The sequence below is a fragment of the Promicromonospora sp. NPDC057488 genome (genome assembly GCF_042802395.1).
Classification (GTDB): domain Bacteria; phylum Actinomycetota; class Actinomycetes; order Actinomycetales; family Cellulomonadaceae; genus Promicromonospora.
Genome location: NZ_JBHVEG010000200.1, coordinates 1 through 10695, shown reverse-complemented (window position 1 = coordinate 10695; position 10695 = coordinate 1). Strand labels below are relative to the sequence as shown.

Below are 10695 nucleotides of genomic sequence, written 5' to 3'. Positions count from 1 at the left end.
GGTCCGGGCGCAATGACTGGGTAGAAGCGCACCTCTCACACCGGGAGGTCCGGGATCGTCTTTTCGTTGACCGGGTCGCCCGCATCCTTCGCGGCCCAGGTCGCGGCGCACGCGGCGCGGACCAGGTCGATGCCGGCGCCGTCGAGCCGGAGCTCGCCGTCCGACACCTGCGCCGCCGCGCCGCCGGACACGTACCAGCCGTCCGCGAGGACGGGGGCCTGGTGCGGCTCCAGCAACGCCCGCAGGTCGGCGCCCAGGAACGACGGGCGCTCCCCCGGCACGGCCAGCACGGCGTCGCGCGCCGTCGACACGCCCGTGAGCACGTGCAGCCCCGGGTACCCGCCGCCGCGTGCGCCCGCGAGATCCGTGTCGAGCCGGTCCCCGATCACCAGCGGCCGGCTCGCGCGGGCCCGCTCGACGGCGAGCCGGTACATCGTGGGCGACGGCTTGCCGGCGCTGTCCGGGGTGACCCCTGTCGCGGCCACGACGGCGCCCACGAGGGCGCCGTTCCCCGGCGCGAACCCGCGCGCCGTCGGCAGCGACAGGTCCAGGTTGCTCGCCACGTGCCAGGCACCCCGGCTCACCGCGTACGCCGCCTCGGCGAGCTGGGCCCAGCCCAGCTCGGGGGTGTACCCCTGCGCGACGGCGTCCGGGTCGTCGTCCGCCGACTCCACCACGGTGAAGCCCGCCGACCGCACCGCGGTGACCAGGCCCTTGCCTCCGACGACGAGCACCTTCGCGCCCGCGTCCAACCGCGTGGTGAGCAGTGCCGCGCACGCCTGCGCCGCGGTCATCACCTCGTCCGGGTTCGTCGGGATGTCCAGGCCCGTGAGCTGGCCCGCGACGTCCTCCGGCTCCCGCGAGGCGTTGTTCGTCACGAACAGCAGCCGCATGCCGCCCGACCGCGCCGCGGCCAGGCTCGCCGACGCGTGCTCGATCGGCAGGTGCCCCTTGTACGCCACGCCGTCCAGGTCGACGAGCGCGAGGTCGTAGGCCGCGGCGAGCGGGGCGTCGCTCGCCAGCAGGCCGGCGGTCGCCGTCACTCCTTCTCCTGCCCGACGTCGGAGCGGTCGCCCGCGGCGGGCGCCGCCGGGGTGGTGTCGGCAGGATCGGTGTCGACAGGCTCGGCGGCGGCCGGCTGCGTGGCCGAATCCTCGTCGGACTCGGCGGCGCTCGGCTCGTCGACGGAGTTCGCCTCGGGCTCGTCGGCGTCGATCACGGCACCGGGCGCCTCGGCGGAGCCGGAGTCCTTCTCCTCGGATCCGGCATCGGCGGCCGACGCGTCGTCAGCCGGCTCGCCGTCCTCGTCGTCCTCGTCGTCGCCCTCGTCGTCCGACTCCGGCTCGTCCGGGGAGTCAGCCGAGTCCGCGGAGTCAGCCGAATCGGCGGAGTCTGCCGAGTCAGCAGAATCCGCCGAGTCGCCGGAGTCAGCCGAGTCACCAGAATCGGCAGAGTCCCCGGACTCCTCGTCGTCGTCGTCGTCAGACTCCTCGTCGTCGTCCTCGTCCGAGTCCGCCTCGACGGAGTCCGCCTCGTCCGCGAACTCCTCCGGGTGGTCGGCGGCGTACTCCTGCTCGGCGAGCTCCGCGTCCTCCTCGACGTCGAACACGGTGATGTCCTCGTCCGGGGTCTGCGCGCCGATCGCGCGCTCGAGCGCCTCGCTGTCGACGGTCGCGAGGAGCGCGGCGGCCTCGTCGGCGCGGCCCGCGGCCTCGAGCGCGACCGCGCGGGCCTGCACCACACGCAGCCCGAGGTCGCCCTGGGCGTCCTCGGCCGAGACCTTGTCGAGCACGGCCAGGGCGGCGTCGTGCTCACCCAGGTCGGAGCGGGCACCGCTGGCCACGATCGCGAGCTCGATGCGCCCGGTCGCGTCGAGCGTCGCGGCCTCCTCCGAGGCGGCGAGCGCCAGCGCGCGCTCCGGACGGCCGAGGCCACGCTCGGCGTCGGCCATGATCGGCAGGTGCTCCGAGGAGCCGTTCAGCCGGCGCACCGTGCGCAGCTCGCGCAGCGCCTCGGCGTAGCGGTTGGTGTGGTACGCCGCGAGGCCCGCGGCCTCGCGGACGATGTCGATGCGCCCGGCGCCGCGCACCGCGGCCTGGGTGTGCTCGTAGGCCCGCTCCGGGTCGACGTCGAGCAGCCGGCCCGCCATCACCAGGTGCAGCCCGACGTACTCGGCGTGGTCCTTGCTCAGCCCGCGCAGGCGCGAGCGCACGTCGCGGTCGAGCTGGCTGAACGAGGCGTCCTCGGCGATCTCCGGCTCGGGGGCGCGGGGAGCGCGCTCCTCGCCGGCGTCGTGGCGCGGCCGGTCGTCACGGTCGCCGAACGAGCGGGGCGGCCGGTCGCCGCCGCGGTCGTCCCGGCGAGGACGGTCGGCCCCGCGGTCGTCACGACGGGGCCGGTCTCCCCCGCGGTCGTCACGACGCGGGCGGTCGCCGCCACGGTCGTCACGACGCGGGCGGTCGTCGTTCCCCCGGAAGGGGCGCGCACCCCCGTCACGCCCACCGCTACCACCGCGGGCGTCGCGGTCGCCGTACGAGCGGCGCGGCCGGTCGTCGTCGTTGCGCCGGAAGGGGCGGTCGCCCTCGTCACGGCGGGGACGGTCGCCCCCACGGTCCTCGAACGAACGCCGGGGACGGTCGTCGAACGACCGCTGCGGACGGTCGTCCCGCCCGCGGCTGTCGCGCGCGCCCCGGTCGTCGCGGTCGCCGTAGGGACGGCGCGGACGGTCGCCGCGGTCGTCGAAGGAACGGCGCGGGCGGTCGTCGTCGCGGCGCGGGCCGCGGTTGTCCCGGCCGTCGAAGGAACGGCGGGGACGCTCGTCGTCGTTGCGGCGGAACGGACGGTCACCCTCGTTACGCCGCGGACGGTCGCCGCCGCGGTCCTCGAAGGACCGGCGCGGCCCGTCGCCACGGTCGTCGAACGAACGGCGCGGCCGGTCGTCGTCGCGACGCGGGCCACGGTTGTCCCGGTCTTCGAACGAGCGGCGCGGCCGGTCGTCGTCCCGCCGTGCCGGGCGGTTCCCACCGCGGTCGTCGAACGTGCGCCGCGGGCGGTCGCCCTCGTCGCGACGCGGACGGTCGCCACCGCGGTCCTCGAAGGACCGGCGCGGCCGGTCGTCGAACGAACGCTGCGGCCGGTCGTCCCGGTCGAAGCTCCGGCGCGGACGGTCGTCGTCGCGGCGCGGGCCGCTGCCCCCGCGGTCGTCGAACGAGCGACGCGGACGGTCGCCGTCGTTGCCCCGGTACGGGCGGTCGTTCCGCGCGCCGCGGTCGTCGCGGCCGCCCCGGAAGTCACGGTCCCCGCGGTTGTCCCGGTCACCCCGGTTGTCCCGGTCACCCCGGTTGTCCCGGTCGCCGTACGAGCGACGCGGACGGTCGTCTTCGCTGCGCCGGAACGGACGGTCGCCGCCGCGGTCGTCACGACGCGGACGGTCGCCCCCGCGCTCGTCGGAGGACCGGCGCGGCCGGTCGTCCTCGCGCCGGGGCCCGCTGCCCCCGCGCGCGCCGTCATACCGGCGGCCCCGGTCTCCACCGCGCTCACCGCCCCGGTCGTCGCGACGCGGACCGTTGCCGTCGTTGCGGTAGGCGCCCTTGCGCTCGCCGCGGCGGTCGCCCTCGCGGTCGTTCCCCTGGTCACGGGGCGTTTCGTTCACGGTGTTCCCTTCGATGACAGATGCCCGAACATTCTCCCACGGGAGCCGTCGTCTCCTGTGGTCGAAAGCATGTGACGTGCAGCGTCCGCGAGCCCCAAGAACGAGATCGGTCGGTTGCGCCGAGACCGGTCAATCAACCGACCGAGCTCAGCGCAACCGACCGATCTCGACGCCCCCTGCGCGCCAGGCGCAGCCCCCTCAGCCCAGCAGTTCCTCCGGAGCGGCTCCGCGCTGGGAGGCGTCCAGGACCAGCACCATGTGCGCCGTCGGCATGGCGCGCCCCTGCCGGGACAGCGCGTCGGTGATCTGCAGCAGGCACCCCGGGTTGGACGTGACCAGCAGCTCCGCGCCCGTGGCGGCCACGTGGGCGGCTTTACGGTCGCCCAGCTCCCGGGCCGGCCCGGGGTTGGTGAGGTTGTAGATCCCGGCCGACCCGCAGCACATGTCGCCCTCGGCGATCTCCTTGACCACCAGCCCGGGGATCGTCGCGAGCACCGCGCGCGGCTGCGCCCGGACGCCCTGCGCGTGCCGCAGGTGGCAGGCGTCGTGGTAGGCGATCGTCAGCGGCAACGGGTGTCGCGGCGCGACGGGCTCCAGCTCCGCCAGCACCTCGGCGACGTCCCGGGTCCGGGCCGCGAACGCGGCGGCCCGCTCGGCGTACGCAGGGTCGTCGGCCAGCAGGTCCGCGTAGTCCTTCATCGTGGACCCGCACCCGGCCGAGTTGGCCACGATCCGCTCCACGCCCGCGTCGGCGAACGCGTCGATCAGCGCCCGCGCGTAGTCGAGCCCCTCGGCCTCCCGCCCGGCGTGGACCGAGAGCGCGCCGCAGCAGCCCTGGTCCGGCGGCACCACGACGTCGCAGCCCTCCGCCGCGAGCACCCGCGCCGTCGCCGCGTTCACGCCCGGGTAGAGCTCGCGCTGCACGCAGCCCAGCAGCAGCCCGACCGTCATCCGCCGCTCCCCGGCCGCAGGCACCAGCGCCGGCACCGGCACGCGCGGCCCCACGGGTGGCGCGATCGCCTCCATGGTCGCCAGCGTCGGCGAGGTCCGCGCCAGCACCGGCCGCACCAGGCGGGACAGCCCCGAACGCTGGTACATCGCGAGCAGCGGCAGCACCCGCCGCAGCCGTTCCGGATGCGGGAAGAGCGCGAAGATCGCCGACCGCAACAGCCGCTGCCCGCGCGTGCGGTGCTCGGCACCGCGCCGCTCGACCTGCTGCCGGGTCGCCTCGACGAGCGTGTCGTAGCGCACCCCCGACGGGCACGCAGTCACGCACGCCATGCACCCCAGGCACGCGTCGACGTGCTGCACCAGCGCCGCCGACATCGGCTCACCCTCCAGGCCCTCCTTCATGAGGTAGATCCGGCCGCGCGGGGAGTCCATCTCCTCGCCCCACAGGGAGTAGGTGGGGCAGGCGGGGAGGCAGAACCCGCAGTGCACGCAGTCGTCCACCAGCTCGCGGGACGGCGGACGGTGCTCGTCGAACGCCCCCTGCCCGTCGGATCCCGCCCCGTCGAAGGAGCCCAGCAGGTCCGGCTTCGCCTCGGTCATCAGATGCCTCCCACGAATCGGCCGGGTGCCAGGTTCCGCCCGGGGTCGAGCTGCCGCTTGATCGCCCGCATCAGGTCGAGCCCGCCCACGGGACCCCACGCGTCGAGCGCCGCCCGCACCTCGCGCGACGCGCGCAGCACGGTCGCGGTCCCCTCCCGTGGGCCGGGTGCGGCCGCCCGCAGGTGCCCGACGGCGAGCGCGGTCGCCTCGGGCGAGCCCGTCACCAGGGCGTACAGCACCCCGGCGGCGGTCCCGCGCAGCGCGACACCGGCCCCGTACCGTTGCTCGGCGTCCCGCGCCGCGGCCAGCAGGCCGGCCACCCCGGTGAGCGTCGCGGTCGCCTTGACGAGCGTCGACCCACCGGTTTCGACAAGCTCAACCCGCGGGACGCCGCCGGTCGACCCACCGCCGGTCGAGCGCGCCGAGTCCCCCGGAAGCTCCGCCCACCACGCGGGCGGCTCCGCCTGGACCCGCCCGCCCAGCAGCTCGGCCGCCGCGGCGGCCCGTTGCCCGACGGCGGCCCCGGTCCCCTCCAGCAGCACCGCCACCTCGGCGACGTCCCCGCCCGCGGGCCGGTCGATCTCGACCGCGGCGGGCGCGAGCTGCGAGGCAACCACGTCGCGGGCCCGCCCGGCGACGTCCGCCAAAGGACCCGAGCCGATCACGAAGGCGCGGTCCGGCCGCGCCGGATGCAGCCGGAACGCCGCCCGGACCACGATGCCGAGCGTGCCGTAGGCGCCGGTCAGGAGCTTGGCGAGGTCGTACCCGGCCACGTTCTTGACCACCTTGCCGCCCGACGACGCGACGGTGCCGTCGGCGAGCACCACGGTCGCGCCCAGCACCAGGTCGCGCACCCCGCCGCGCTGCAGACGTCGCGGCCCGGAAGCGCCCGTCGACAGCAGACCGCCGACCGTGGAGCCGCCCGCCAGCCGCGCGGGCGGCAGGTCGACCACCAGCTCCTGCGCCGCGCCGCCGACCTTCTCCAGCAGCTCGGCGACGGGCAGCCCGACCTCGGCCACGACCACCAGGTCGCCCGCGCCGTGCTCCACGAGCCGGTCCAGGCCTGTGGTGTCCAGTACGAGGTCGACGCGCTCGGGCGGGGCGCCCCAGTCCAGCGCCGTCCCGGCTCCGCGCGCCACCGTGACCAGCCCCTGCGCGGTCGCCTCGCGCAGCACGGCCGCCACGCCGTCCGCCGACGCCGGCCGCGCGACCGCCGTGGCGGGTACGCCGTCGACGGCGTCCTCCGGTCCTGACTCGCGCACCGTGCCGCCGTCCTGCCGCAGCGCGTCGGTGAGCCGACCGAGGTCGGCCATCAGAAGACCTCCGCCACGCCGGACTCCGCCAGCGGGTGCGCGCCCCGGTGCCGCCCGGGCCGTTCCCCGCACAGCCGGGGCGTCGGGAAGACCTTGCCGGGGTTCGAGATGCCCTCGGGGTCGAACGCGCAGCGCACGGCCTGCATCGTGTCGAGGTCGTCGGGCGTGAACATGCGCGGCATGTGCTTGGCCTTGTCGGCGCCCACGCCGTGCTCGCCCGTGATCGACCCGCCGTGCTCCAGGCACAGGTCGAGGATCCCGCCGGCCACCGCCTCGGCGCGGTCGACGGCGCCCTCGACCGCGCCGTCGAACAGCACCAGCGGGTGCAGGTTGCCGTCGCCCGCGTGGAAGACGTTGGCCACCCGCACGCCGGCGCGCTCGCTCAGCTCCGCGATCTGCCGCAGCACGAGAGGCAGGGCGGTGCGCGGGATCACGCCGTCCTGCACGATGTAGTCCGGGCTGATCCGGCCGACCGCCGCGAACGCGGACTTGCGGCCCTTCCAGATCAGCGCGCGCTCCTCGTCGTCCGCCGCGACCCGCACCTCGAACGCGCCGGCCCCCTCGCACAGCCGGACGACGTCGTCGAACTCCCCCGCGACGTCCGGGGCCGGCCCGTCGAGCTCGATCACGAGCACCGCGCCCGCGCCATGCGGGTAGTCGCAGTGCACGGCGGCCTCGGCGGCCTCGATGGCCAGGGCGTCCATCATCTCGATCGCCGCTGGGATCACGCCGGCCGCGATGATCGCGGAGGTGGCGGCCCCGGCGTCGTCCATGGTGCGGAACGCGGCCAGCAGGGTGCGGACCTCCTGCGGCAGCCGCGTCAGGCGCACCGTCGCGGCGGTGACGATGCCGAGCGTCCCCTCGCTGCCGACGAGCGCGCCGAGCAGGTCGTACCCGGGCGGGTCCGGGGCCTTGCCGCCGATCTCGACCTGCTCGCCGGCGGGCGTCACCAGGTCCACGCCGGTGACGTGGTTGGTGGTGAAGCCGTACTTGAGGCAGTGGGCGCCGCCCGAGTTCTCGGCCACGTTGCCGCCGATCGAGCAAACCGACTGGCTGGAGGGGTCCGGCGCGAAGTAGTACCCGTCGGGGCTGGTCGCGGCCGTGAGCTGCAGGTTGATCACCCCGGGATCCACGACGGCGCGCTGGTTGGCCAGGTCCGCCTCCCGGATCGCCCGCAGCCGCGACATGACCACAAGCACGCCCTCGGCGTGCGGCAGCGCCCCGCCCGACAGCCCGGTGCCCGACCCGCGCGCGACGAACGGCACGCCGTGCCGGGCACAGGCCCGCACCGCGGTCGCGACGTCGGCCGCGTCCCGGGCGAGGACCACCGCCCCGGGGATCACGCGGTACGCGGCGAGCCCGTCGCACTCGTAGGTCCGTCGTCGCTGCCGGTCGGTGATCACCTGCTCCCCGCCCAGCTCGGCCAGCAGCTCGCCGACGACGTCCCCCAGCCCGCTGGAGCTGCTCTCACCCATCCGGCAACCTCCTCGTTGCGCGCGGTGCTCGTCGAGTGCTGGTCAGGGCATGCGGGCGTACGCCGGGAGGGTCAGGAAGTCCGCGTAGTCGTCCGCGACCGCCACCTCCAGGAACGTCTGCCTCGCCTCCGCGTAGTCTGCCGGGTCGCCCGGCAGCTTGGCGATCTCCTCCTCGACGATCCGGTCGATCAGCTCGCGCGTGACCTGGTGGCCCGTGTCGGCGAGCGTCACGTCGTTGTGCAGCCACTGCCACACCTGGGACCGGGAGATCTCGGCGGTGGCGGCGTCCTCCATGAGGTTGAAGATCGCGACGGCGCCGAGCCCGCCGAGCCACGCCTTGAGGTACTGGATGCCCACCGAGATGTTGTTGCGCAGCCCCGCCTCGGTGACGTCGCCGGGCGTGGACGCGACGTCGAGCAGCTGCGCGGCGGTGACCTGCACCTCGTCGCGGGTGCGGTCGATCTGGTTCGGCCGGTCGCCGAGCACCGAGGTGAAGACCTCCGTGCAGACCCCGACCATGCCGGGGTGGGCCACCCACGAGCCGTCGAACCCGTCGTTCGCCTCGCGCGTCTTGTCGTCGCGCACCTTGGCGAACGCGGCCTCGTTGACCGCCTCGTCGCGGCTCGGGATGAACGCGGCCATGCCGCCGATCGCGTGCGCGCCGCGCGTGTGGCACGTCTTGACCAGCAGCTCCGTGTAGGCGCGCATGAACGGCACGGTCATCGTGACGGCGTTGCGGTCCGGCAGCATGAAGTCCGTGCCGCGGGTCCGGAACGACTTGATCACCGAGAACATGAAGTCCCACCGCCCGGCGTTCAGGCCCGCGCTGTGCTCCCGCAGCTCGTAGAGGATCTCTTCCATCTCGAACGCCGCGGGGTAGGTCTCGATGAGCACGGTGGCGCGGATCGTGCCCCGCGGGATGCCGAGAAAGTCCTGGGCCAGCACGAACGCGTCGTTCCAGAGGCGCGCCTCCAGGTGCGACTCCATCTTGGGCAGGTAGAAGTACGGGCCCTGGCCCTTCTCGATCTGCCGCAGCCCCGCCGTGGCCAGGTAGAGCGCGAAGTCCACCAGGCTGCCCGACGCCGGACGGCCGTCCACCAGCAGGTGCTTCTCCGGCAGGTGCCAGCCGCGCGGCCGCACGATGATCGTCGCCAGCTCCGCGTCCGGCTTGAGGGCGTAGTGCTTGCCGTTCTCGCCCGTGAAGTCGATGTTCCGGTTGATGGCGTCGAGCAGGTTGAGCTGCCCGCCCACGACGGCGCTCCACTGCGGGGTGTTGGCGTCCTCGTGGTCCGCGAGCCAGGCCCTGGCGCCCGAGTTCAGGGCGTTGATCGTCATCTTCCGGTCCGTGGGGCCGGTGATCTCGCAGCGCCGGTCGGCCAAGCCGGGAGCCGGCTCCGCGACGCGCCACGTCGGGTCCTCGCGGATGTGCCGGGTCTCGGGCAGGAAGTCCAGGGTGCCACCCGCCGCGAGGTCCTCGACGCGGCGCCGGCGCGCCTCGAGCAGCTCCAGGCGGCGGTCGTCCAGCGCCCGGTGCAGGGCGACCACGAGCCCGAGCGCCTGCGGGGTGAGCACCTCTTCCGCGCGGGGCGCGATGTCGCCGTTGATCGTCAGGCCGTCCGGAGTGTCCACGTCGAGTTCCTTTGGTCGATCGGCTCGGCTCCCGCCGTAATTCCACGATGCGGAAACTGAATACTTCCTAGTGAAAACCCTAGGTGCCCGACGACGCCCGGTCAACGCGCCCGCGGTCTGTCAGCTCCCGGAGAGCTCCGCCGCGACCTCCCGGGCGACCTCGTGCAGCAGCGGGACAGCGCGCTCACCGAACTCGAACGACACCCGCGCCGCAGGCCCGGACACCGAGAGCGCCGTCGGCACCGGCACCCCGGGCACGACGACAGCGAAGCACCGCACACCGATCTCCTGCTCCCCGTCGTCGACGGCGTACCCACGCTCCCGGATCTCGCCGACGGCGGCCACGAGCGCGTCGGCATCGGTGATCGTCCGGTCGGTAGCAGGGTCGAGGCCGGCCCGCGCCGCGATCTCCCGCACCGCCGTATCGGGCAGCTCCCCCAGGAGCGCCTTGCCGACTCCGGTGCTGTGCAGGTGCACGCGCCGCCCCACCTCGGTGAACATCCGCATCGAGTGCGACGACGCCGCCTGCGCCACGTAGACCGCCATCTCGCCGTCGAGCATCGCGAGGTTCGCGGTCTCGCCCAGCTCGCGCGCCAACCGGGCCAGGTGCCGGCGCGCGCCGGCACCGAGCTGCCGACCGGCTGCGTCGCCGAGGCCCATCACGCGAGCCCCGAGCGCATAACGGCGTGAGGGCAGGCGCCGTGCATAACCGCGGGCGACGAGGGTGCGCATCAGGCGATGGATGGTGGGCAGCGGTAGCCCCGACTGCTCCGAGAGCTCGCTCAGGCCGGCGTCACCGCCGAGCTCCGCAAGGATCTCCAGCAGGTCGAGCGCTCGCTCGACCGACTGCACACCAGGCTCTGCCACGTCGTTCTCCCCGTCGGTACGCCAGACCTATCGGTCGGCGGAACCAGCATTCCACACAGCGGAAGACGGGGTGCTGGAGTTTGTTTCGGAAATGCAGGTAGGGGGTGGAGCACACAACCCTGACGGGCTGCTGCTCCACCCCCTCCTGGGAATGGTTGTCCGGCGGCGTCCTACTCTCCCACCCCGTCACCAGGGCAGTACCATCGGC

At 74.6% G+C, this 10695-nt stretch carries 8 protein-coding genes; 1 reads left to right on the top strand and 7 read right to left on the bottom strand.

Features of this window, described 5'->3' with window-relative positions; all coding sequences use genetic code 11:
* Positions 1–35: 35 nt before the first annotated feature.
* Positions 36–1043, bottom strand: a complete 1008-nt coding sequence (locus tag ACFU5G_RS26235; RefSeq protein WP_377251390.1) for an HAD-IIA family hydrolase — start codon at positions 1041–1043, stop codon at positions 36–38.
* Positions 1040–2212, bottom strand: coding sequence for a hypothetical protein (locus ACFU5G_RS26230; RefSeq protein WP_377251388.1), 1173 nt, complete (start codon positions 2210–2212; stop codon positions 1040–1042). The genes ACFU5G_RS26235 and ACFU5G_RS26230 overlap by 4 nt, the downstream gene beginning before the upstream one ends.
* A gap of 81 nt (positions 2213–2293) precedes the next feature.
* Here ACFU5G_RS26230 and ACFU5G_RS26225 point away from each other — a divergent pair, with 81 nt between their 5' ends.
* The gene (locus ACFU5G_RS26225; RefSeq protein ID WP_377251386.1) at positions 2294–3727 is read left to right on the top strand and encodes a hypothetical protein; all 1434 of its coding nucleotides are present in this window, start codon (positions 2294–2296) and stop codon (positions 3725–3727) included.
* Positions 3728–3850: 123 nt separating this feature from the next.
* Here ACFU5G_RS26225 and glcF read toward each other — a convergent pair whose 3' ends face one another.
* From glcF to ACFU5G_RS26200, 5 genes are all read right to left on the bottom strand, one after another.
* Positions 3851–5203: a glycolate oxidase subunit GlcF gene (glcF, locus tag ACFU5G_RS26220; RefSeq protein ID WP_377251384.1), complete on the bottom strand. Its 1353-nt coding sequence runs from the start codon at positions 5201–5203 to the stop codon at positions 3851–3853.
* On the bottom strand, positions 5203–6516 hold the full coding sequence (locus ACFU5G_RS26215; RefSeq protein ID WP_377251382.1) for an FAD-binding oxidoreductase: 1314 nt from the start codon (positions 6514–6516) through the stop codon (positions 5203–5205). The genes glcF and ACFU5G_RS26215 overlap by 1 nt, the downstream gene beginning before the upstream one ends.
* Positions 6516–7991, bottom strand: coding sequence for an FAD-linked oxidase C-terminal domain-containing protein (locus ACFU5G_RS26210; RefSeq protein ID WP_377251380.1), 1476 nt, complete (start codon positions 7989–7991; stop codon positions 6516–6518). Before ACFU5G_RS26210 ends, ACFU5G_RS26215 begins: the two co-directional genes overlap by 1 nt.
* Before the next feature lie 42 nt (positions 7992–8033).
* Positions 8034–9620 (bottom strand): malate synthase A, encoded by a 1587-nt coding sequence (aceB, locus tag ACFU5G_RS26205; RefSeq protein ID WP_377251378.1) that lies wholly within the window; start codon positions 9618–9620, stop codon positions 8034–8036.
* Between the two features lie 120 nt (positions 9621–9740).
* Positions 9741–10487 (bottom strand): IclR family transcriptional regulator, encoded by a 747-nt coding sequence (locus tag ACFU5G_RS26200; protein WP_377251376.1) that lies wholly within the window; start codon positions 10485–10487, stop codon positions 9741–9743.
* Positions 10488–10695: the final 208 nt, after the last annotated feature.

Excerpts from the sequence above, each read along its gene's own strand:
- ACFU5G_RS26210 (WP_377251380.1), bottom strand. The coding sequence starts at position 7,991 with ATGGGTGAGAGCAGCTCCAGCGGGCTGGGGGACGTCGTCGGCGAGCTG.
- glcF (WP_377251384.1), bottom strand. The coding sequence starts at position 5,203 with ATGACCGAGGCGAAGCCGGACCTGCTGGGCTCCTTCGACGGGGCGGGA.
- ACFU5G_RS26215 (WP_377251382.1), bottom strand. The coding sequence starts at position 6,516 with ATGGCCGACCTCGGTCGGCTCACCGACGCGCTGCGGCAGGACGGCGGC.